20 protein-coding genes are annotated in these 21,869 nt (G+C 64.2%); 8 read left to right on the top strand and 12 right to left on the bottom strand.

Going from position 1 to position 21,869, the window contains the following annotated elements; genetic code table 11:
* Positions 1-44: 44 nt before the first annotated feature.
* Genes AB0366_RS01035 through AB0366_RS01020 form a run of 4 tightly spaced genes read right to left on the bottom strand, consistent with a single transcriptional unit; the run spans position 45 to position 2,924 of the window.
* A complete protein-coding gene (locus tag AB0366_RS01035) occupies positions 45-1,268 on the bottom strand; it encodes an alpha/beta hydrolase (protein ID WP_366242370.1) in 1,224 nt (407 codons plus the stop codon).
* On the bottom strand, positions 1,265-1,510 hold the full coding sequence (locus tag AB0366_RS01030) for a hypothetical protein (RefSeq protein ID WP_366242369.1): 246 nt from the start codon (positions 1,508-1,510) through the stop codon (positions 1,265-1,267). The genes AB0366_RS01035 and AB0366_RS01030 overlap by 4 nt, the downstream gene beginning before the upstream one ends.
* Positions 1,507-2,142 carry a VOC family protein gene (locus tag AB0366_RS01025; RefSeq protein ID WP_366242368.1) on the bottom strand — a complete coding sequence of 212 codons (636 nt, stop codon included), beginning with the start codon at positions 2,140-2,142 and terminating at the stop codon, positions 1,507-1,509. The genes AB0366_RS01030 and AB0366_RS01025 overlap by 4 nt, the downstream gene beginning before the upstream one ends.
* 29 nt (positions 2,143-2,171) lie before the next feature.
* The gene (locus AB0366_RS01020) at positions 2,172-2,924 is read right to left on the bottom strand and encodes a maleate cis-trans isomerase (protein WP_366242367.1); all 753 of its coding nucleotides are present in this window, start codon (positions 2,922-2,924) and stop codon (positions 2,172-2,174) included.
* Between the two features lie 252 nt (positions 2,925-3,176).
* On the opposite strand from AB0366_RS01020, the gene AB0366_RS01015 reads away from it, so the two are divergent.
* Genes AB0366_RS01015 through AB0366_RS00995 form a run of 5 tightly spaced genes read left to right on the top strand, consistent with a single transcriptional unit; the run spans position 3,177 to position 11,571 of the window.
* Positions 3,177-5,279 (top strand): hydantoinase/oxoprolinase family protein, encoded by a 2,103-nt coding sequence (locus AB0366_RS01015; RefSeq protein WP_366242366.1) that lies wholly within the window; start codon positions 3,177-3,179, stop codon positions 5,277-5,279.
* A 20-nt stretch (positions 5,280-5,299) separates the two neighbouring features.
* Complete coding sequence (locus AB0366_RS01010; protein WP_366242365.1) at positions 5,300-7,621, top strand: hydantoinase B/oxoprolinase family protein; 2,322 nt, start codon at positions 5,300-5,302, stop codon at positions 7,619-7,621.
* Positions 7,618-9,297, top strand: coding sequence for an AMP-binding protein (locus AB0366_RS01005; RefSeq protein WP_366242364.1), 1,680 nt, complete (start codon positions 7,618-7,620; stop codon positions 9,295-9,297). Before AB0366_RS01010 ends, AB0366_RS01005 begins: the two co-directional genes overlap by 4 nt.
* Positions 9,294-10,823 (top strand): FAD-dependent monooxygenase, encoded by a 1,530-nt coding sequence (locus tag AB0366_RS01000; protein WP_366242363.1) that lies wholly within the window; start codon positions 9,294-9,296, stop codon positions 10,821-10,823. Before AB0366_RS01005 ends, AB0366_RS01000 begins: the two co-directional genes overlap by 4 nt.
* A gap of 25 nt (positions 10,824-10,848) precedes the next feature.
* On the top strand, positions 10,849-11,571 hold the full coding sequence (locus tag AB0366_RS00995; protein ID WP_366242362.1) for a TetR/AcrR family transcriptional regulator: 723 nt from the start codon (positions 10,849-10,851) through the stop codon (positions 11,569-11,571).
* A 36-nt stretch (positions 11,572-11,607) separates the two neighbouring features.
* Here AB0366_RS00995 and AB0366_RS00990 read toward each other — a convergent pair whose 3' ends face one another.
* Positions 11,608-12,183, bottom strand: a complete 576-nt coding sequence (locus AB0366_RS00990) for a GNAT family N-acetyltransferase (RefSeq protein WP_366242361.1) — start codon at positions 12,181-12,183, stop codon at positions 11,608-11,610.
* A gap of 109 nt (positions 12,184-12,292) precedes the next feature.
* On the opposite strand from AB0366_RS00990, the gene AB0366_RS00985 reads away from it, so the two are divergent.
* A complete protein-coding gene (locus tag AB0366_RS00985; RefSeq protein WP_366242360.1) occupies positions 12,293-12,781 on the top strand; it encodes a nucleoside deaminase in 489 nt (162 codons plus the stop codon).
* Entirely contained in the window at positions 12,735-14,189 is a 1,455-nt protein-coding gene (locus tag AB0366_RS00980; RefSeq protein ID WP_366242359.1) for an alpha/beta hydrolase, read from the top strand. The genes AB0366_RS00985 and AB0366_RS00980 overlap by 47 nt, the downstream gene beginning before the upstream one ends.
* A gap of 11 nt (positions 14,190-14,200) precedes the next feature.
* Here AB0366_RS00980 and AB0366_RS00975 read toward each other — a convergent pair whose 3' ends face one another.
* The 4 genes from AB0366_RS00975 to AB0366_RS00960 all read right to left on the bottom strand — a co-directional run bounded on the left by AB0366_RS00975 (position 14,201) and on the right by AB0366_RS00960 (position 19,519).
* Complete coding sequence (locus AB0366_RS00975) at positions 14,201-14,953, bottom strand: ferredoxin reductase (protein ID WP_366242358.1); 753 nt, start codon at positions 14,951-14,953, stop codon at positions 14,201-14,203.
* Position 14,954: 1 nt separating this feature from the next.
* Entirely contained in the window at positions 14,955-15,554 is a 600-nt protein-coding gene (locus AB0366_RS00970) for a sulfite oxidase-like oxidoreductase (protein ID WP_366242357.1), read from the bottom strand.
* Complete coding sequence (locus AB0366_RS00965) at positions 15,545-18,127, bottom strand: AMP-binding protein (RefSeq protein WP_366242954.1); 2,583 nt, start codon at positions 18,125-18,127, stop codon at positions 15,545-15,547. Before AB0366_RS00965 ends, AB0366_RS00970 begins: the two co-directional genes overlap by 10 nt.
* Before the next feature lie 72 nt (positions 18,128-18,199).
* Entirely contained in the window at positions 18,200-19,519 is a 1,320-nt protein-coding gene (locus tag AB0366_RS00960; RefSeq protein ID WP_366242356.1) for a competence/damage-inducible protein A, read from the bottom strand.
* 90 nt (positions 19,520-19,609) lie between these two features.
* Here AB0366_RS00960 and AB0366_RS00955 point away from each other — a divergent pair, with 90 nt between their 5' ends.
* Positions 19,610-20,017, top strand: a complete 408-nt coding sequence (locus AB0366_RS00955) for a DoxX family protein (RefSeq protein WP_366242355.1) — start codon at positions 19,610-19,612, stop codon at positions 20,015-20,017.
* Positions 20,018-20,065: 48 nt separating this feature from the next.
* Here the strand turns inward: AB0366_RS00955 and AB0366_RS00950 are convergent, their stop codons facing one another.
* The 3 genes from AB0366_RS00950 to AB0366_RS00940 all read right to left on the bottom strand — a co-directional run bounded on the left by AB0366_RS00950 (position 20,066) and on the right by AB0366_RS00940 (position 21,764).
* A complete protein-coding gene (locus AB0366_RS00950; protein WP_366242354.1) occupies positions 20,066-20,743 on the bottom strand; it encodes a hypothetical protein in 678 nt (225 codons plus the stop codon).
* Between the two features lie 79 nt (positions 20,744-20,822).
* The gene (locus AB0366_RS00945) at positions 20,823-21,581 is read right to left on the bottom strand and encodes a hypothetical protein (protein ID WP_366242353.1); all 759 of its coding nucleotides are present in this window, start codon (positions 21,579-21,581) and stop codon (positions 20,823-20,825) included.
* A 27-nt stretch (positions 21,582-21,608) separates the two neighbouring features.
* Positions 21,609-21,764 carry a hypothetical protein gene (locus AB0366_RS00940; RefSeq protein ID WP_366242352.1) on the bottom strand — a complete coding sequence of 52 codons (156 nt, stop codon included), beginning with the start codon at positions 21,762-21,764 and terminating at the stop codon, positions 21,609-21,611.
* Positions 21,765-21,869: the final 105 nt, after the last annotated feature.

The following is a 21,869-nucleotide window of genomic DNA, read 5'->3' as shown; positions in this document are numbered from 1 at the left end:
GGAGAAAAAGTGTTACGTGACATGTGTTTCCGCTCGCAGGAGGGTCAGGTGAAGTGTTCGGACAACCATGCATCGATATCGACGGCGGCCAGAGAAGCACCGGTAGGCGCGCCATCGTGAATGGGACCACCGAAGTGGGTGCCCTCGATCGCCACGCGGGTCTTGTGCACCGAGCCCAGAGCCTCGGCCATCCTCGACGCGTCCTCCGGGAAGCACGCCTGATCGCCGGTCAATTCGACGAACAGCGACGGGACGGTCACCGACGGGGCGCACCGGACGAAGTCGGCGTTGGAGCTCAGACCGGACCACGTCGACAACCAGGCATCCGGGGTGGACAAGCGCGCGAAGCCGACGAGTCCGTAGTTCGTCAGATCCGGACGCCGCCCGAACAGCGAACCGTAGGGTCGGGCGTTGGGGCTGAGTGAAAGATCGGTGAATCGGAGGTCCGCGTCGGTGCGATAGACGGTCAATATGCGAGGTGCCAAAGCATCTCGACCATCGATGGCCTCGCCGCTGACCTTGAAACGCCGTCGGGCCTCGGATGCTTCGGCGACCCGTGACCGCGCGAGTGCGTCCAGCCGAGCGACGCGCTCGCGCTGAGCGACGCGATATCGGCCCACGAAATCCTCCGAATACGAGGAGGGTTCGGGTGCATCGGCGAATCCGTTGGCCGCATCGAAGGGATCGAGTGCCGGGTCGATGGACATGGGGTCCGATTCGTCGACGACGGATGGGTCGATCAGTCGCAGCAGCAGCGCACCCTGTCCGGGGTGCGGGGCCATGAACATCGCACCGTCCGGCACCGGCATCTGTGCGGACGCGAGGTCGATCGGCCGTCCGGAAGGTGTTGCCGTCAGCCGATTCTCCGGGGCGAGACCGGCCTGCTCGTGGTAGAACGCGAACAAGGTGCCGCCACCGGAGTGCCCCAATGTCACAACGTGATCGAACGATCGTGAGCGTAGGAACACCTGCCCGGCGGCCGCGTCGAGCAATGCTTGCTCGTGCACCAGGGAGATGTCGTTGTTCACCGAACGCGTCCCCTGGGTCCACACCGCGTATCCCCGGGCAAGCAACTCGGGCACGAGAACGTGATGCGTCAGATCCTGGCGCGGGTGCATCAACGCAACGACGACGTCGGCACCGGGAACCGTTCTCAGCACTCCGCTGACCTTGGCACCGTCGGCAGTGGTCAGCTCATGCGTCGAGGTGACGGTGTTCGCCGGTGCCTCGGCGGCCTCGAGGTAGCGACCGGCACCGAGACGGGTCATGACCGCTCGACGCGCAAAGCGTCCTTGTCCCACTGCGTGATTCGAGACTCGGACAGGCCCGAGATGCTGCTGTACCAGACCGCATGCCTGCATCCGGTGGCCCGGCGATCGATGACGATGTCCCCATCCGAAACTATGCGGAAGTACGGGCCGACGTGGTCGACGCGTACGGCTGGATCGATGTCCGCGACCGAAGCGATCGTTGTGTTCTCGGGAATGTCGAGTACGTAGAGAGTCGTCACGACACCCCCACCTCGTTCTCGGCCGACCAGTCGGCCGCACGCTCGACGATCAACTCGGCCTTGCGGGTCAACAGATTCGCCATGCTGGGGTCGGGTCCGCGAACGACGTCGATCAGGGCGTCGATCGTCAGGTTCGCGTCGAGATCTTCCTGTGGTGTGACCGGACGCATCGCGCGGGTGAGCTCGATCATGAAGCCGTTGGGATCGTGTGTGTAGATGGACTCGATCGTCTCGTGTTGGATCTGCATCTCCACGGGCCAGTCGCTGCCGTCGAGCCGCCGCCGGTACTCCATCAGGTCCGCTTCGCTGTCGACGTGAATCGCCAGATGACGCGAGCGGATGAAGAAGATCGGTACGTCCTCGGCGAAACGTGAATACGAATCACCCTGTGGTCCACCGTCGAACGGTTCGAGACCGAAGTAGTAGAAGAAGGCGAGTCGGTCGTCGTTGCCGATGTCGAAGAAGAAGTGGATGAAATCGGGATGCTTCTCCGGGCCCCACCCTGCTGCGCAGATGGAATGGACGACAGGGAAGCCGAGAACGTCGCGATAGAACTCGACCGTCGCCGCCGGATCGAAAGTGGGGTAGGCGACGTGGTCGACGCCCCGAACCTTGTGTGGCAAGTCGGACATGGAGATTTTCCTCTCTACGAAGTGACGATCTACGAGGTGACGACGGCGTCGGCCCGGAGCAGTGAGCCGGCGTCCGGTAGATCGACGGGTAGGCCCAGCGCACGGAGCAGGCTGTAGGCACCTGCCGTCGCGGCCGACAGAACGGGGAGGCCGAACTCCTCCTCGGCAGCCTGAACGAGCGGTAGGGATGGCATCTGTACGCACGCGGAGATCACCAGCGCGTCGGCGCCGGCGAGATCCAACGACCGCGCCGCGTCCATGACTCGTTCGCCTGGGATGCAGCCCACCTCGGCGTTGTCGGACACCTCCAGTGCACGCCAATCGAGTACGCGAATGCCCTCGGCCTCGATGTACTCGACGACCTTCTCTGCGAGCGGTCGCATGTACGGCGTCACGAGAACGATGTTCTTCGCGTCCAGAGCGCGCAGGCCTTCCACGAGAGCGCCCGCGCTCGACCTGACGGCTGCATCGGATCCGCCGGTCGCGAGTTGCTCCGCGATGAGCCCCTCGACGCGTTGGTGTTCCCCGGGCCCGGCGACCATGAGGGCGACGAGGCATGCGTAGAGAACGGCGTCGATTCCGGCATCGCCCAACTCGAGGATGCACCGTTCGCGCTGGGCATTCATCGCTCGCAGTTGCTCCGGTGACACGGCCTGCATGCGCATCCGCGAGGAGTGGAACGAGAACCGGGCATCTCGATGTCGCGCCAACAATGCGGGCATCTCCGTCTCGACGGTGACGTTGGAGCTCGGGACGACCAAGCCGACACGATGAATACTCATGAACTGCCTTTCGTTAATTGACGCTGATGACGAGTATTCGACGTAAGCGACGATTCGTCAAGCGGCTTCGACCAGGGGAATCGAATCGGGGAGTCGAGTCGGGCAGTATCAGGGGAGGTGACAGCACTCACATTCCTGCTTGACATGTCGTCGGTCACGTCGAATACTCGACGTAGACGTAAGCAGTGTTCGAGGGTGTTTCGCTCTCACACGCCAGAACGTCTTCGACTCGGACCTAAGGAGCACACCGGCATGACCTATGTGATCGGAGTGGACGTCGGCGGAACGTTCACGGACGCAGTACTCGACGACAGTTCCGGCACGGTGGTCGCTGCAAAAGCGCCCTCGACTCCACCCGACTATTCCCAGGGCGTCATCGACGTTCTCGAAGCGTTGGCCGAGCAACTCGGATGCTCGGTGCAGGAAATGCTCGCGAACACCCACCACATCGCACACGGCACCACGTCCTCGCTCAATGCTCTGGTGATGGGCAACGTCCCGCCGGTCGGGTTCCTGACCACCAAGGGGCATCGGGATTCGATCTACATCATGAACGTCGAAGGCCGTTATCTCGGTGGTTCACCCGAGCAACTGCAGAACGTGTTGGGACAGAGCAAGTCCCACGGTCTCGTTCCGAAGCGACATGCGCTCGAGGTCACCGAACGGCTCGATCGAGACGGCAACGTCGTCGTTGCCCTCGACGAGGAGTCCGCACGTGTCGCCATCCGCAGCCTCGTCGATGACGGTGTCTCCGGCATCGCGGTCTCGCTGCTCTGGTCGTTCCGTAATCCAGTGCACGAGCTGCGTATTCGCGAACTCGTCCGAGAGATCGCGCCCGACATGTTCGTCTCGCTGTCCTCCGAGGTCAGCCCGCGCATCCGTGAGTTCGCCCGTAATGCGACGACGATCATGAGTACTCAGATCGGCCCGAGATTGCGCGATTATCTCGGCTCGTTGGAAAGCAAGCTGCGTGCCCTCGACCTCGCCGGCCCACTCCTGGTGATGCAGAGCAACGGTGGCGCCGTTGCCGCAGCCGAGGCCCCGAAGAACGCCATCAGCACAGTCGGGTCCGTGTTGACCGGTGGCGTGGTCGGAGCCGTGTCACTCGGAAAGCAGCTCGGTCACGAGAACATCATCGCCACCGACGTCGGCGGAACCACCTTCCTCGTCGGCCTGGTCGTCGACGGTGAACCCGTACGCGCATCGAGCACCATCATCAATCACCACCCGATCAACGTCCCCACCCTGCAGGTGCACGCCATCGGTTCCGGCGGCGGTGCCATTGCGTGGGTGGATGCGGGTGGCAACCTCCAGATCGGGCCGCACAGCGCCCAGGCGGTACCCGGTCCTGCCTGCTACGGGCAGGGCGGCACCGAACCCACCAATGCCGACGCCAATCTCGTCCTCGGCATTCTCCCCGAACGCGGGTTGCTCGGCGGTCGTAAACCACTAGACAAAGAGCTTGCGCGCGAGGCTATTCGACGCCGTATCGCCGAGCCGCTCGGTCTGTCGATCGAGGACGCAGCGGCCGCGATCTACGCCGTGCAGAACGCTCAGACCGGTGACCTTCTGCGCAAGACCGTCGTCGAAGCCGGGCACGATCCGCGCAATTTCGTTCTCTACGCATTCGGCGGTGCCGGTCCATCGCATTGCGCTGCCTATGCAGCAGAAGTCGGCGTCAAGGAAGTCATCGTTCCGCTCGGGCAGGTGGCATCGGCGTTCTCGGCCTACGGTCTTGCCTCGTCGAACATCGTGCTCGCGGCCGAGTTGTCCGACCCGGCAGCGATGCCGCTCGACCCCGCCCGCGCCGAAGCGAACTTCGAGGGCCTCGAGAAACGCGTCCGCGAAGCCCTCGGTCGACAGGGGCTGTCGTTCACCAGCATCGAGGTCGAACGTGAGATCGACATGCGCTACACGATGCAGTTGGCAGAGGTGGCGACGACCGTTCCCGAGGGCTCGCTGGACTCGGCAAGCGTCGCACATGCCTCCGATCTCTTCGAGCAGCGATACGCAGATCTGTACGGCAAGGACAGCGGATTCCGCGAAGCCGGTATTCAGGCGATCACCTATCGCGTCCGAGCGACGGGCGTCCTGCCGTTCTCGCCCACCCTGCCCGAACTGAAGTCCGCAGACTCCGCCGACGCCTCGGTCGCACGCATCGGCTCTCGAAAAGTCAACCTGGACGGTCGAATCGGCTACGTCGACACCGACATCTACGACTACAGCAAGCTCGCCGCCGGGCATGTCCTCGCCGGCCCCGCGATCGTCGAAGTCCCGACGACCACAGTCGTCGTCCCGCACGGCACCACCGGAACTGTCGACCGCCTCGGCAACCTCAACATCGTCGCCGGCTGAGACCACAGGAGAACCGCACCATGACATCCGCAATTCCCGGGTCCGAGATCTTCTCGTCCCGCCCCGTCGACCCCGACGCCCTCGCCCGCACCCTGCCGCCGACTCTGCCGGTGCACACCGTCACCCAACAGCAGATCGACGACCTCGACCCGTTGACCTACGAGGTCATCCGGCACCGACTCTGGTCGGTCACCGACGAGATGGGTGAGGCACTCAAACGAATGTCGGGCTCGCCCATCGTCACCGATGCGAACGATTTCGACTTCGCGATCAGTGACGAACTGGGACAGGAGGTTCAGGTCGGCCTCTACAACACCATGCTCGTCGGAGCCGTCGACCTCGCGATCTACTGGACGTTGCAACACCGCGCCACCAACCCGGGAATCGCGGAGGGCGACATGTTCCTCTGCAACGACCCTTGGGTCGGCGGGGGCCTGCACCAGAGCGACGTCATCGTCTACCAACCCATCTTCCACGAGGGCAAACTGTTCGCCTGGACCAGCGCGATCTGCCACGAACCCGACCTCGGTGGCTCCGGCCTCGGATCGTTCGATCCGTCGGCGAAAGACGTGTTCTCCGAATCGCTCCCGACGCCACCGGTCAAGGTGGTCCGCGACTACGAGCTACAGCGCGACGTCGCCGATCTCTGGGTACGACGCTCCCGTGTTCCCATGTTGGTCGGGCTCGACCTCCGTGCCAAGATCGGCGCAAACACCGTCGGCCGCAACCGCATGCTGGCCGTCATCGAGCAGTACGGTGCCGACACCGTCAAAGCCGTCATGAAGCGCATGATGACCGACGCCGAAGGGCGTCTGCGCAGCAAGCTCTCCTCGCTACCCGACGGGACCTGGAAGGCCACCGGCTACCAGGACCAGTCGCACACCGGTGACCGCGAGGTTCACAAGATCACCGTCGCGATGAGCAAGACCGACGACCATCTCACGTTCGACTTCACCGGCACCGACAAGCAGACGGGCGTCATCAACTGCACGTACGCAGGAATGCGCGGCGGCGTCATGCTCGCGTTGCTTCCGATCCTCGCGGGTGACATTCCCTGGTCTGCAGGCGGATTGATGCGATGCTTCGACCTGGTGTCCGAGGAGGGCACCATCAACAACGCGAGCTTCCCGGCGGCGGTCAGCCGTGGTCCGATCGGACCCGCGTGGCTGACGGGAACACTCATTGCCGAATGCCTGTCGCAGATGCTCGACCGATCGGTCGACCTCGGCAAGAGCGTGCAAGCTGCGTGTTGCGGCACCTGGGACACAGCGGTGATCGCGGGTCTCGACGAGCGAGGCGAACAACCCGTTCCGTTCCTCAACATCATGATGGAACCGATGGCAGGCGGCTACGGTGCGCGCCCGACCGCAGACGGTATGGATACCGGCGGACTCTTCTGTATTCCGATGGGCCGCATCCCCGACACGGAAATGACCGAGTTCCTCTATCCGCTGCTCACACTGTGGCGTCGCGAGGAGCCCGACTCCGGTGGACCCGGTCGCCAACGTGGTGGCGTCAGTGCATCGCTCGCCGTCACCCCCTACGGCACGTCGCTACCGATGGGCCTCGTGCTGGCATCTGCGGGCAAAGCGGTGTCGCAGAACAACGGTCTCGCCGGCGGATACCCGGGTAACACCGGACTCGAAATCCTGGCTCGCAGTACCGACGTCATCGAGCAGTTCGCGGCGGGGAAGATCCCCGGGGCCCTCGACGAACTCGGAGGTGGAAAGGAGTTCGGAGCGTGCTACGCCGAAAGCTATGTGGCTCCCGGTGAGGTGCTGTACATGCACTGGCAAGGAGGTGGCGGTTACGGAGATCCGTTGCACCGCGATCCCGCGGCCGTGGTCGTGGACCTACGCGAGGGCATGGTCACTGCGGAGGGGGCGAACGTCGTCTACGGCGTGGTGATCGACGCCGGAAAGGTCGACGAGGCAGCAACTGCACGGCGACGTCGAGACATGATCGACGACCGGCGCACGCGTTCCACCCAGCACTCCGACGCTCCCATCATGGATCTCTCGCTGGCCAGGCGGCTCGACGACAACCTGTCCGAGGTGACCGTCGGGGACGTTCGGGTCATCGCCTGCGCACAGTGCGGACGGCTCCTCGGTGACGAGAAGAGCAGCGGCGTATTGGATCTGGCTCGCTACGAGGGACCGTCCTCGGCGGCGGGGCCGCAGGTGACCTCGGACCCGGCCGAGTACGTCGACACGCCCATTGTGTTCCGTCAACTCTGCTGCCCCGGATGCTGGACGGCCGTCTACTCGGGGATCGTCCCGGCCGACCACCCCGATCATTCGCTGGAGATCTCCCGATTGCTGCCCGCGGTGGCCCAGCGATGACGGTGACCACCGACGCGACCCACTCGGACTGGGACGGCCGGCTGGTGAGATACCCGGAGGACCGGGCACAGCACTACCGCCGGAGTGGTTCGTGGAGTTCGGTTCCCACGAGTCGACGGTTCCGCGACGTCGCACTTCGGTATCCCGACAGGCTCGCGATCATCAGCGCCGAGGGGGCGATGACCTTCACCGAACTCGACCGTCGCACCGACGCCATCGCTGCCGGATTGGTTCGACTCGGCCTGACGCGCCTGGATCCTGTGCTTTTCCAGCTGACGAACCGGCTGGAGACGGTGCTGGCCTGGTACGGCTGCGTCAAGGCCGGACTGGTTCCGGTCGCCACACTGGCCGCGCATCGAATGCACGAGATCGCTCACGTCGGTGCCGCGGTGGGCGCGGTCGCGCATATCGTCGAGGCCGGCCTGCCGTCTTTCGATCTGGTCTCGTTCGCCCACGAACATGCCGCAGGCAGCGAGACCGTTCGCTACGTGCTGACCGTCGGGGCGGCGGAGAACGGCGAACTGCGTCTGGAGAACCTCGGCCGCGACATCGATCCCCGCGATGCCCGAGCCGTCGTCGAGGCCATCGAGGCCGAGACGGATCCCGAGGATGTGGTTGCATTCCAATTGTCCGGCGGTACAACAGGAGTGCCCAAGGTCATCCCGCGGATCCACGCCGAGTACTGGAACAACGCACTCATGTACGCCCAACGGCTCGAATGGACCTCGGCCAGCCGCGTCGCCCATTTGATCCCCATCGTGCACAACGCCGGGATTACCTGCGGTCTGCACTCTTCGCACTCTGTCGGCGCGTGTCTCGTACTCGCGACCGCCGACGTCGGATCGGCGTTCGACCTCATGGAGCGCGCGGAGGCCACCGAGGTGCTGATCGGCCACGGTCACTACCAGGCGGTACTCAGCCCCGAGTTCGATCGGGTGCGTGAACGTCTGCGCCACGTGATCCTGTCCGGAGCCAAAGTGTCACCGGCTCTGATGGACCGCGTCGACGACGGCGAAAGGCACTGGGCCGGTCAGCTGTTCGGGATGTCCGAGGGCTTGCTCACCGTCACCCCGGTCGCCGCCCCGCGCGACGCCCGAATCACCACTGTCGGCACCCCCGTCTGCGCCGAGGACGAGATCCGCATCCTCGACCCCGGCACGGAAATCGAGTTACCCGACGGGGAAGTCGGTGAACTGTGTTGCCGAGGCCCGTACACGATCACCGGGTATTTCTCTGCCCCCGAACACAATCGGACTGCCTTCACCTCCGACGGCTTCTACCGGACCGGCGACCTGGCGTCGATCTCGGTCATCGACGGTGAGCGGTACGTCTGCATCGAGGGTCGCATCAAGGACCTCATCAACCGCGGCGGTGAGAAGATCAACGCCGAGGAGGTCGAACTTCTCCTCCTCGACCATCCAGTCATCGTGGGAGCAGCCGTGGTCGCGATGCCCGACCCTCGACTGGGCGAGAAGACGTGCGCGTATCTCGTCTCCGACGGAGCTCCATTGACGATGGCCGACGTGCAGAAACACCTCACCGGACTCGGAGTGGCCAAGTTCAAGTGGCCCGAGCGCCTCGAATGGGTCGACGCCCTTCCCCGAACCAACGTCAACAAGATCGACAAGAAGCGTTTGCGGCTCGACATCGCCGCGAAACTCGAGAGGCAACCATGAAACTCGACCGCGTCGCAGTCATCGGTGGAGGCCCGGGCGGGCTCTACGCCGCACGACTGTTGAAACTGTCCAACCCCAACGCGGAGATCACGGTGTACGAACAGAGTTCGCCGGACACCACGTTCGGCTTCGGAGTCGGTCTGGCGTCACGGACGCAACGCAATCTTCGGCAGGCCGATGCCAGATCGCTCGATGCAATTGTCGCCGAATCCTATTCGCACGAAATGTCCATGCAGGTCGGCGACAGAACGGCCCGCTTGGCTCATGGTGATCTCCTCGCGATAGCGCGGACGTCTCTGCTGTCCGTGTTGCAGGAGCAAGCCCGCGACGCCGGAGTTCGGCTCGAATTCGGTGAACGCCGCGAACCCGCCGAACTCGAGGTGGACCTCGTGATCGCATCGGACGGAATCAACAGCGCGACTCGCACGGCCGACGACCGATTCGGTGCCGACATCACCACCGGAACCGGCCTCTACCTTTGGTGCGGAACGGATTTCGCGCTGCCGAGCGCCATATTCTTACCCGTCACCACCGAGCACGGTACGTTCGTCGCACACGCGTATCCCTATGCGGCAGATCGCAGTACGTTTCTGATTGAGACCGATCTCGACACATGGCACCGGGCGGGCTTCGACGTCACGACAGCTGCCACGGGCCAGGCCGACAGTGACGAGGTGTCGTTGCGCTACCTCGAGAGAGCGTTCTCCGACACTCTTGAGGATCACAGCCTCATCGGAAACCGGACCCGGTGGATGCAGTTCCGAACCGTCAAGTGTCGAAAATGGGCGGTGAACAACCTAGTTCTTCTCGGGGACGCCGCCCATACCGCGCACTACTCCATCGGATCGGGAACGAAACTTGCCATGGAGGACGCCATCGCGCTCGATGCCGCATTGGCGTCGGCGGCGACCGTGGGCGATGCTCTCACCGAGTACGAACGGGTTCGTCGCCCCGCGGTGGAGCACCTCCAGCAGATTGCGGTGCGAAGTGAACAGTGGTGGGAGTCCTTCCCACAGCGGATGGATCTACCCGTGGACCAACTGATGGTGGCGTACATGACGCGCGCCGGGAAGGTCGGCCTCGAGCGGTTTCTCGAATCGGCCCCCGATGTCGCGTGGAAAGGAATCGCGACCTATGCGCAGGTCCGTGCAGACTCGGAAGTTCCGATCGATGTGTCTCGGTGGATCCTCGCCCGACCCATCGAACACGGTGGGCGATCGTTCTCCGACCGATTCGCCCCGTCGGATCTTCGCGACGACCCGACGACGACGGTGGTCTCCGTGGACGTCGAATCTGCGTGGAACGAGAAGGCGACAGCCATCGTCGACGAGGCCAGGGCAAGCTCCACGGTATGGCTGACCGGGTCCAGCGAGCGTGATCACGTCCTCACCCGTCTCGATGTCGCGGAGCGAATGATGCGCAGCACCGGCGCACTCGTCGTCGTCGACGTACCGGAGGAGTGCATGCCCGACGCGGTGGCAGGTCTCGTCAGTGCGCGTACCCACCTCGTGTTTGTCGGTTCTTGACGACGGTGACGGTTATTCTTCGTTCATGACACGCGAGGACTCACCACGAGGATCGGCGCGCAATCCGCGTCGGGAGCTGGTCGAGAAGCAAATTCTCGACCAGGCCACGCGGCTGTTCGCCGAGAAGGGTTTCGCCAGCACCACACTGCAGGACATCGCCGACGCGACCGGCCTCACCCGGCCGGCGCTGTACCACTACGTCGCGAACAAGGACGAGCTACTCTCGCGCCTCATCAGCGAGAGCACCGAGACCCCGGCGGCAGTTCTGCACGAGATCAACGAGCGAGCCGACCTCGGTCCCACCGAGAAGTTGCGCAAGATGGCCACCGCGATCGCCCTGAACCAGGCCGAAACCGCCGACCGCTTCAAGCTCATCATCAGGTCGGAAGCCGATCTCCCCGAGGAGATGTCGCGGACCTACCAGCAGAGTCGCCGTCACGTGCTCAAGGAGTTCGTGACGGTCGTCGAAAGTGGTGTCAAGGCAGGGGAGTTCAGGCCCGTCGACCCGCGCACAGCAGCACTCGGCATCATCGGCATGCTCAACTGGGTCGCCTGGTGGCATCAGAGCGGTGACCCGGATGCCGATCGGAGCGTGGCTACGCAACTTGCCGACATGGCACTGCGGACCGTCGTCCAGGACAGCGGAACGCCCGTCGTACCCGAGGGGCCCGAGCGTGCCATCTCGATGCTTCGGGAGGACCTCGATTATCTCGAACGCATCCTGGCTCGGGATCGATCACAGTCCTGATCGACATGATTGTCACCAGGTTCGTGCCGCACCACGTCAGCGGCGCAGATCTTTTCGCATGATCACCCGTGGGAAGCCGCCCGACACCGACGTCGTCTCGGCAGCGAACTCGAAGCCCGCCGACTCGAACAGCCCGCGTGTGCCGACATAGGCCATCGTAAGATCGACCTTCGCGCCCTTGTTGTCCACCGGGTATCCCTCGATCGCCGGGGCACCGTGATCGGCCGCGAACCGAACGGCACCGTCCAACAACTCGTGCGCAATCCCGCGTCTGCGATGTCCGGCCTTGACGCGGAAGCACCAGGCCGTCCAGACCGGCAGATCGTCGACGTGCGGAATCTTGTTCGACCGCGCGAACGGCAACTCCGAGCGTGGTGCAACCGCAGCCCAGCCGACCACCTCGTCCCCGTCGTAGGCCAGCACGCCCGGCGCGACCTTTCGACGGGTCAGCTTCTCCACGTATTCGGCGCGCTGAGGGCCGACGAGCGCTTTGTTCGTGGCGGAATCGACACGGTGGCTCAGACACCAACAGACCGACGACGTCGGGTTCTTCGGGCCGAGAATCGTCCGCAGATCTGCGAACGACGAGGCAGGCCGTATCGAGAAGCTCACCCGCCGACCATACCGAGCATCTGTGCCGCACCACTGGTCCAGCAGGCGGTGAGTTTCGAGGCGGTACGGTCGAGGGCGTGAAAACTTCGATCGTCGGCACCGGTGCGATGTGAGTATCTCCTCGAGCGACCGTGCATTCCTGGCCCGCGCTGTGGATTTGGCGTCGGAGGCGGCGCGCACGGGCAACGATCCGTTCGGCTCGGTGCTGGTCTCGGACAGCGGCGAGCTGTTGGCCGAGGACAGGAACAGGGTCGGCGACCTGAACGATCCCACCCAGCACCCCGAGATCGCACTGTCGCGGTGGGCTGCGACCAACCTGAATCCCGCTCAGCGGCGAACGGCGACGGTCTACACCTCCGGTGAGCATTGCGTGATGTGCTCTGCGAGCCACGGAATAGTCGGACTCGGCCGCATCGTCTACGCCACGTCGACGGCTCAATTGCTCACGTGGCTCGAAGAATTCGGTGCTGCACCACTGGCGATCACGCCGTCGCCCATCGAACAGATCGTGCCGGGCATCGTGGTGGACGGTCCGGTGGCCGAGTTCAGCGATGCCGTTCGTGAACTGCACAGGCAACGACACGCGTCTGCTCGGTAGCGCACTCGAGAACGAAGAGGGGAAGACCGTGCCGGACGGCATCGAGGTCGGAGCAGGGCGCCGTACGAGAGCGATGACGACCGCGCTCGCGATGACCGGCGGCGTCTGCGTGGTACTCGCATGGCTCGAGTTCCTCCTCATCCGTCAGCAACTCGCGGTGGGATTGTGGGTCATCGCCGCGGCAGTCGTGGCGACATGTCTCGTCTCGGCCGATGCTCGAAAGCATGTAGCCGTAGGAACGTCGCTCGGGTCCGTCACCGTCGTCGCTCAGGCCGCATGGCTGGTGACAGGCATCCACGCACTGTGGGTCACGACCTTGACCGCGACAATTGCGCTCGGTTTCTTTCTGCTCGCGACGGCGTGGGCAGGCCGTTCGGAAGCCTCGACGCGTAGGGCGGCCACCGCCATCCCGGCCGGCTTCGCCGCAGTGGTTGCACTGGTGGTCTCCGCCGTGGTGGTCAGCACGGCGGCCAGTCCGGCACCGCTGGTTCGATCGCTGCATGCACTGGGGCAGAGCAATTCCTTCGAGCCCGACGCGCAGTCAGCGACGACGATGGTCGACGGTGCGCGCCTCACCAACGACATCGAATACGGCTCGACGCTTCCGAATTCGTTCCTCGACATCTACATCGCCGACGACGATCCATCGGTCGGCCGGCCCACGTACATCACGGTTCACGGTGGTGGCTGGATCGTCGGGGACAAAACGGATGGTGCTCCCAGCACAGATTCCCGCGGTGCGTCATGGGCCGGCCCCATGCTCGACGCCGGCTACAACGTGGTGTCGGTGAACTACGCGTTCGCGCCCAGTTACCGATTCCCCACGCAGACAATTCAACTGGGCCAGGCCATGCAGTTCCTGGAAACGAACGCCGACCGCTACGGACTCGACATGAGTCGCGTCGTGCTCGCCGGAACCAGTGCAGGTGGCCACATCGTGGGCAACTACGCCACCGTCCAGACCAACTCCGATTACGCGCGAGCGCTGGGTATCGAACCCACCATGGACCGAAATGCGCTGAAGGCGACCGTGTTCGAGAGTGCTGCCCTCGATGTCGGCAGAGCGGGCGCGCCGCAATCACCGAGCCCGTCGAACGGTTTCTTCTTCGACGTCGCCGCCCGAAACTACCTCGATACCACCGACGCAGCACTGGTGGCGCAGGCGAACGTCATCGACAATGTCACCACCGACTTTCCACCGAGTTTCATCTCCGACGGCAACACCGGTACCTTCCCCGATCAGGCAGCCGAACTGAGCGCCGAGCTGGACAGAGTGGGCGTCGCCAATCGCCTGAACCTGTACAGCAAGAACGAGGCGAGACTCGACCATTCGTTCATGTCGGTGGATTCACAGTGGACCGATGAATACAGCCGCCTCAAGATCGAGTTCCTCCGCGGCATCGTCTGATTCATTGCGTCTCAGCTCGGTCCGAAACGCTCCGTTCGGATGTTCGCTGCCGAGTGACCCCTGTCCACCAACATGTCGGCCACCGTGTCGACGAAGCTCGTGGGACCGCAGATGTAGCATCGCGGCTCGAACTCCGCCGGCCATCCGTGAGCATCGATGTCGTCCAACGTAATCCGACCGAGTGGCCGCGCGTTGCCGGCAGGTGCACGCCGCGTGTGGATCATGGTGACGTCCACGCCGGCCGGAGGGCGAGCCCACTCGTCCGCGAAGTAGACCTCCGCGGGTTCGCGCACGGAGTACAGGACTCGGAAGGGCACTCGTCCGCCCGTCGCGGACGCCTGCGCCCGAACCATCGCGCGGAGCGGGACGATTCCGGAACCGCCGCCCACCAGCAGAATCGGGGGAGACGGGGTCTCGGAGGGCTGGGACGGCCGCCAGACGAACCATCGACCCACCGGACCGCGGATTTCGATGCGATCGCCGACCTCTACGGCCTCGACCAGGTACGGCGACACCTCGCCGTCGGCGACGTTCTGCACCGTGATCTCGATGCGCGACGTGTCGTCGGGTGCGGACGCCAAGGAGTAGCTTCGCTGTGCGCTGTAGCCGTCCTCGGCGGTGAGCTTGACGTCGACGTGCTGCCCGGCAAGGTGGCCGGGCCAACCGTCGACGTCGAGAACGAGGGTGGATGCGGTGGGTGTCTCACGCCGCACGGTCTGCACCGTTGCAACGAGCCAGGGTTTCGCCCCGGCCGCCGATGTCACGTCAGTCGCCCTGGTATCGCTGCTCGCGCCACGGATCTCCGTAGTCGTGGTACCCACCGCGCTCCCAGAAGCCTTGCTCGTTCTCGAGGGTGAGCTCGATGCGTGAGATCCACTTCGCCGATTTCCAGAAGTACAGATGCGGAACGAGAAGCCGTGCGGGACCACCGTGTTCGCGTGTCAGGGGAGCGCCGTCGAACTCGGTGACGAGCCAGGCCTTCCCGTCCCTGAGGTCCTCGAGGGGGAGATTGGTGGTGTAGCCATCGAAGCCGTGCACCACGACGTACCCGGCATCGGTATCGAGACCGTCCAGCAGAATGTCCAGGCTCACGCCCTTCCACGTGGTGTCGAGCTTCGACCATTTGGTGACGCAGTGGATGTCGACGGTCGGGGATTCGTGCGGCAGTGCCGCGAATTCGTCCCAGGTCCAGCTACGCGTGTCGCCTCGTTCGGTGGTGATCGAGAACGACCATGTGTCGGTCGCGACCACTGGCGCGGGGCCGATCGCGAGGACGGGAAAATCCTTGGTCAGATACTGACCGGGGGGAGTGCGCCCGTCGTCGCCGCGTCGACGACCCACGAAGCCCTTCGAGATCAATGCCATGGTGGCAAATTGTGCGCTCGTGATCGGGAGTCTGACAAGTCGGAGGCGCGTGCTCTAAGGCGGTCTGCGAAGACATCGACGATTCGACGACGGAGGGAGAATGCGAATTCGACCGCCTGCCAGTACAGAATCCCTACGACGATCGACAGGGCGAATGCCAACCACGGGTGGTCGTCGCGCAGCGGCAGGTAGACCTGGAAGTGGGTCAGATAGATGAAGAGGGAGGCGCTCGCCAACACTCCTGCCACCCGGCTCATCACTGCGGGGAACGGAATCGACGACAGCCACACCAACATGCACAGGCCGATGGTGACGATGACTTCTCGTTGCGTGTCGCCGAAGAAGAACCCGGGGACCGTACCCACGATGGCCGCCGTCACATACAGCCGCTGCCGGACCGTGTTCGCCTGCGCCGCAGCCCAACCCAATGCGAACAACCAGAAGACGACCGACGCGGTCAGGATGCGGTTGGGGCTGTCGTCGATGTCGATCAGTCCGTAGCGGGTGACGAGTCCGAGGCCCACGAGTCCCATCGGGAACCAGAACGAATGGCCACGCTCGAGACGGTCGAGGAATGGAATGGCCAGTGCCGCAGCAGCGGCGAGAACGATGTACACGATCGCCTCGACAAACCAGTACCGCCATTCCGCAGACCACCCGTCGGGGCCGAAGATCCCATTGACCAGAAAGGCACTGGTGATTCGATAGTCCCCGGTGAGGGCGATGACGAATCCGATCCACACCATGCTGGGGACGGCTATCCGGGCAACGCTTCGGAGTACACGTCGAGTCCGTTCGTTTCGATCTGCGGCCCCGAGGTGAAAGCGGGCGAAGTTGTAGCCGGCTATCCCGAGGAGAATGTGTGCCCCGCCGAGTACCGAGAACAGGTGAATGTGCGAGCCCACGATCGCAACGATCGCGAGGGCGCGCAGCAGAACGTTCGTCTCCGTTCGGTGCCAGCCGCGGCGTGAGCGCGGACCTCGATCGAACTCTCGCACCGGTGTGGTGTGCCAGTTCTCGGGCAGATGGCCGAGCAACGCCTCCAGCCGTATGGACATACGGACATACGACAGCGAGTCACCGCCCAAACTCACGAACGTACTGTCGTCCTCCACCTGTGAGCAGTGCAGGATTTCGGCGAACAGCGCCTTCACATCGGCGGTCGTCGGGACGGTGTCCGACGGGTCGAGATCGTGCCGGGCAGCGATGTCCGCCACCGCTCGCAGATCGGGTTTTCCGGTTGGTGTTCGCGGCAGTTGATCGACGAGACACACCCGAACCGCTGCCGCGGGAAGACCACTGGCCTGCGCGGCAGTGCGGCGGGCTGCGTCGATGTCTCCGCCCTCCGAGACGACGACCAACTCGTCGACACCACCGGTGCAGCACGCCGTCAGCCCGCTCTGCGCGAGCGCGGATTCGACGCGCTGAAGGTCTATACGCAGTCCGAACACCTTCGCGAATCGACTTCGACGGCCCACCACCTCGTAGAGTCCGTCGTCCGTGAGCCGGGCTAGGTCGCCGGTGTGCAGTTCTCCGTCGAGGGTGTCACCGAGGCGAAGGTCGTCGGGACTCTCGGCGTAGCCGAGCATGACGTTCGGCCCCGAGTAGACGAGTTCGCCTGTCCCACTGGGGCAGTCGTCGGCTACCTCTAGGCGGAAGGAACCCCCGGGGATCGGACGGCCGATGGTGTGCGGGTGAGTGGCGGCCAGATCGGATGGCAGATAGGCCATTCGGGCCGTTGCCTCGGTCTGCCCGTACATGACGAACAGGTCCCATCCCCGACGTCGACCCAGCTCGGCGTACTTCCGGACGCGGTCCGGCGGCATCTTGCCGCCGGCCTGCGTGATGTAGCGCAGATCGGGCAGATCCAGCTCCTCGAACCCCATCCGGTCGAGTAGATCGAAGGTGTACGGCACACCCGCGAACGTAGTTCCGCGCTGCGTCCGCGCGAGGGTCCAGAAGTCGGGATCGGTGACGGAAGAATCGGTCAGAATCAACGCGGCACCGCGCAGAAGGTGGCTGTGCACGACCGACAGTCCGTAGCAGTAGTGCATGGGCAGCGTCGTCACTGCTCGGTCGGTGGCCCGGATGCCGAGATAGTCGGCGATCGACTCGGCGTTGGACTGCACGTTTCGGTGGGAGAGTCGGACGAGCTTGGGTGAACCGGTCGAGCCGGATGTGCTCAGAAGCAACGCGAGGTCGGGGTGCAGGTGATGCCCGGGTCGTCGGTCGTCCTTCTCGATGACACTGCAGCCGTCGACGGCGCGCACCACCACATCGGGCCGGTAGGCGTCGATCAGGCCGTCGAAGTGGCCTGAACTGTCGCCCGGAGCCATCAGCACCGGATGCCCGGCCCGCAGCGCCGCCAGATACGTGACGATCACATCGACGTCGTTGGACCCGGCGATCAGCACGAGGCGACGCGTCGTCCCGAGTTCCGATGCCCGACGCTCGACCCGTTCGTCGAGGTCACGGTAGGTGAGTGTCTCGTGGGACGTGATCAGGGCAGGTTCGTCACCGAAGCGGCCGAGATCGCGCGCGAAGCGCACACCGGGGCGGTCGAGGTAGGTCATCTCGCTGAGCACCGACGGAGTCTATATAAGGGATGCCGAACCTAACTAGACGGCTCTGCGCTGCATGCCTCCTCAGGCATCTGATCCGCCGACCGGTCCTGGGTCGTCAGGTGGGGATCCCAACGCGTCGGCGAGCATATGCATTGCTGCGGTGGTGGACAGTGCACGAACGCTTGCCCGGTCGCCGGGGAGATGAAGGGTGCGTGTGACGGTCGGTCGGCCGGTGGAGGCGATGGCAAAACAGACGGTGCCGACCGGCTTGGCCTCGGTGCCACCACCCGGGCCCGCGACGCCACTGGTCGATACCGCGATGTCGACGTTCAGTCGGTTCAGCGCGCCTTCGGCCATCAGCGCGGCCACTGGCTCACTCACGGCTCCGTGTCGATCGATGACCTCGGCGGGGACGTCGAGAAGGCCGGTCTTCGCCTCGTTGGCGTAGGAAACCACGGCCCCGATGACATACGCCGACGATCCTGCGCGATCGGTGAGACGTGCGGCGATCATGCCGCCGGTGCACGATTCTGCCGTAGCGATGCGATGCCCGGACAGACGGTTCGCGACGATGTCGTCGATGGTGGAACCGTCGGTCGAAAAGACCTGTGTGCCATGTTCTTTGTCGATGAGACGTTCGAGATCCGTGTATGCCGTTCGCGCTGATTCGGCGTAGCGGGTCACCATCTCGAGCTCGCCGCGACTCAGACAGGTGGTGATCTCGAGATCGCCGAAGCCAGTGATCTCGCTTTCGGCCGTGCGCAGGGTTGCGGCGAGGTCGGCCTCGGACAGTCGATACCCGCGAATGGTGTCCTGACGCATCTGCGTGCGGCGGGCGAGAACCTCGGCGATGGGTGCGCTGTCGAGGGCCTCCGGCCACATCGCCTGCAGTTCGCGAGGAGGGCCGGGCAGGATGAGGACGGCGGGCAGTGACCGGGAATCGTCAGCAGATATCGCGACTCCGGGTGCGGTTCCGGTCGGTGAAATGGACTGCGCGCCTGCCGGAACCATCGCCTGCTTTCGGATGCCGGCCCGTAGCGGCTCGGAGTCGGCTGCCGAGCTCATTCGGCTTCGCCACCGTTGCACGATCGCGTGGATACGTTCTTCGAGCTCGGCGTCCAGCGTCAATTCAAGGCCGTACAGCGCGGCGACGGTCGGAACGGTGAGGTCGTCCGCGGTCGGACCCAAACCGCCGGTGGTGACGATCAGGTCGACGCGTTGGTCGGCCAGAAACCGAACCTGCGCAGTCAGATCGTCCGGCCGATCACCGCAGACGGTGATGTGGGCAACGTCGACCCCCATCTCGAGAAGTCGCTGAGCAACCCACGGGCCGTTCCGGTCGGTGACGCGACCGGCCAGAACCTCGGTTCCCGTGACCACCACACCTGCTCGCACAGTCATCCTTCGACCTTACTGACTGGCGTGTGCCGGTGACTTCTGCGGTTGGCCCGGGTCCAAGAAGTGACATCGACCGCTACCGAGGAGACAGCCATGACCACCACCCACACCCCGGCGTCGGGGAAGATCGCCCCGCGGATCGGCCTCGTTCTACAGATCCTCGTGATCGTCTTCCTCCTGTTCGACGCGATCAGCCACATTCTGAATTTGCAGGTGGTGAAGGATGCATCGGTCGACCTAGGCCTGCGCGACGAGATGGCGCCGATCACCGGCATCGTCATGCTGGTCATCCTGGTTCTCTACGCAGTTCCCGCGACGTCGATCCTGGGTGCCATCGTGCTCACCGGCTACCTCGGCGGTGCGGTGCTGACCAATTGGCGCGTCGAGAAGCCGCTGCTGAGTACGGTGTTCTTTGCGATCTATGTGGGTATCGCAGCGTGGGGAGCGCTGTACCTACGGGACGAGCGAGTTCGCAGCATCATTTCGTTGCGACGAACATAGATTTCCGAGTTCCTTCAGGTCGCCGCTGGACGACCGTTGAGTGCTGCTTCAGAGCGGCCGATTGTCGATGTGCGCGAAGTTGATTCGCCTCGGTGCGTTGGGGTCGCGTGGGGGTGGCTTCTGCCGTTCGGCCGCTGCGGCGAACCAACCGCCTTGTGGAATGTCGATCTCGGGAATTTCGCGGTTGTCCATGTCGATCAGCGCCGCAGTTTCGGGATCGGGATCGTTCCACAAAGTTGTCACATCCGCCGCTGCAGCGGCGAATTCGCCGGCATCGATGATGTACTGCGTTTCGTCTATTCCGAAGTACGGCCACGCGAAGTGAACGCTCAGCGGGCCGGGAGCAGGCAATGCGGTGAGCACGAGTCCGATCCGCCCGTGAATGCCGCTTCCGTTGCCGCCGTTCGCTTGTAGGCCTCTGGGTCGGCCGGGAAGGTTGGTGGAAACAGTGCCCTGCGCATCCTCGAAGCCGATCAGCATGGGCGGGGTATGGCCGGATTCAGGCTTTCCGAAGCCGTACATACCGAGGAAGCGATCGGTTCTCGGGACCGCGGCCTCGACCGACAACGTCACGCAACGGCTGTAAATGTGTGCGCCGGTGAGCCATACCGCGATGGTGTCGGTGTGCGCGAGTACGAGTCGCAGGGGCACCACGGCCGGAATCTCGTTGACCGGTACGCCTAGAAAGCGGACTGGTGGCGGGGTCGAGCCGGGTTCATTGCTCACTCCAGCCACCTTGCACCAACGGGTGCGGGCTCGCAAGCAGAGGGATTTGCACTTGGTTCTCGCTCGACCTGGGCAACGGTCAGGTCGGCTCTCGTCGACGGCCATCGTGCACGAACAGGCTGTCGTCCATACGAATGTCGACGGCAAGGATCGTCATGTCCACATCGGGTTCTTCAGTGCCATCATCGATGGCTGGTCCGACGTAGACGCAGATGCCGGTCTGGAGGTCCAGCCGAACGGTGACCGGTGGTCCCGGGACCCAATGGCGTGTCTCGGAGTCGTAGTGCCCGCTCAACAGTGCGCAGCATTCGCAGCGGGCGTCGTATCGGTCCGTCGTGACGACAGTCGCCTGCCAGGCCGATCGGCCGTGATGCTCGACGGCCCTCACCCCGGATAGTTCCGTGACTGTCTCGGTGGACGAATGATCGTGTGCGGAGCGGGCGACCTCGATCGGGTTGAGCATCGCGATCCACTGGTAGTTCTCGTAGAACGGGTCGTCATAGTCCACGAGAAATGAATCAGTGATGGACGGTAGCGCAGAGACCAGGCCGTCGGAATCGATCGTCGGAGTCGTGTCCGACGGCCATCGCGCTTCCGGCGGGCGGGTTGTACCGTCCGAGTACTGAACCACAGTCCCCGCGAATGGCACTCCGGCGCGGACTCTTTCGACGACCTTGCCGTTGGCGTCCTCCACGCGCATATTTCCGGGACGACGGATCCATGCGTGCACCGCAAGTGTGTGGTGAGGAGGCAGTAGTTCGAACTCGACGGTCTTCCACCGCCACGGTGACGATTGCGCCAACCGGCGGAACTGTTCGACGGACGGGGTGGTGATCATCTACCGATCATGCCGTCGACTTGCGGTTCAGTTCTGCACGTACCCGTTTTCCGGCGGGTGTGGCACGTTCTCGTCGTCCACGTGCGCGCCCTCGATCGCGTCGGTTTCGGCGGTGTTCTCTCGGGGGCCGTCGTTGCTGCCGTGGGACGGAACTGCATCGCTTGCATCGGTCGGCATCGTCATTGAATCTCCACAGGGTCGAGGCGATAAGGTCGCCAACAGCTGGACCTCATGGGTGTGCCCCGCTGAGCTCAGAATTACACCCCGCGAAGACTTCATTCCCTGAAG

It is taken from the genome of Rhodococcus sp. NPDC076796 (assembly GCF_040702765.1).
GTDB lineage: Bacteria > Actinomycetota > Actinomycetes > Mycobacteriales > Mycobacteriaceae > Rhodococcoides.
This window is presented reverse-complemented; position numbering and strand designations above follow the sequence as displayed.

Excerpts from the sequence above, each read along its gene's own strand:
- AB0366_RS01035 (WP_366242370.1), bottom strand. The coding sequence starts at position 1,268 with ATGACCCGTCTCGGTGCCGGTCGCTACCTCGAGGCCGCCGAGGCACCG.
- AB0366_RS01025 (WP_366242368.1), bottom strand. The coding sequence starts at position 2,142 with ATGTCCGACTTGCCACACAAGGTTCGGGGCGTCGACCACGTCGCCTAC.
- AB0366_RS01020 (WP_366242367.1), bottom strand. The coding sequence starts at position 2,924 with ATGAGTATTCATCGTGTCGGCTTGGTCGTCCCGAGCTCCAACGTCACC.
- AB0366_RS01015 (WP_366242366.1), top strand. The coding sequence starts at position 3,177 with ATGACCTATGTGATCGGAGTGGACGTCGGCGGAACGTTCACGGACGCA.
- AB0366_RS01010 (WP_366242365.1), top strand. The coding sequence starts at position 5,300 with ATGACATCCGCAATTCCCGGGTCCGAGATCTTCTCGTCCCGCCCCGTC.
- AB0366_RS01005 (WP_366242364.1), top strand. The coding sequence starts at position 7,618 with ATGACGGTGACCACCGACGCGACCCACTCGGACTGGGACGGCCGGCTG.
- AB0366_RS01000 (WP_366242363.1), top strand. The coding sequence starts at position 9,294 with ATGAAACTCGACCGCGTCGCAGTCATCGGTGGAGGCCCGGGCGGGCTC.
- AB0366_RS00995 (WP_366242362.1), top strand. The coding sequence starts at position 10,849 with ATGACACGCGAGGACTCACCACGAGGATCGGCGCGCAATCCGCGTCGG.
- AB0366_RS00980 (WP_366242359.1), top strand. The coding sequence starts at position 12,735 with ATGCCGTTCGTGAACTGCACAGGCAACGACACGCGTCTGCTCGGTAGC.
- AB0366_RS00970 (WP_366242357.1), bottom strand. The coding sequence starts at position 15,554 with ATGGCATTGATCTCGAAGGGCTTCGTGGGTCGTCGACGCGGCGACGAC.
- AB0366_RS00965 (WP_366242954.1), bottom strand. The coding sequence starts at position 18,127 with ATGACCTACCTCGACCGCCCCGGTGTGCGCTTCGCGCGCGATCTCGGC.
- AB0366_RS00960 (WP_366242356.1), bottom strand. The coding sequence starts at position 19,519 with ATGACTGTGCGAGCAGGTGTGGTGGTCACGGGAACCGAGGTTCTGGCC.
- AB0366_RS00955 (WP_366242355.1), top strand. The coding sequence starts at position 19,610 with ATGACCACCACCCACACCCCGGCGTCGGGGAAGATCGCCCCGCGGATC.
- AB0366_RS00945 (WP_366242353.1), bottom strand. The coding sequence starts at position 21,581 with ATGATCACCACCCCGTCCGTCGAACAGTTCCGCCGGTTGGCGCAATCG.
- AB0366_RS00940 (WP_366242352.1), bottom strand. The coding sequence starts at position 21,764 with ATGACGATGCCGACCGATGCAAGCGATGCAGTTCCGTCCCACGGCAGC.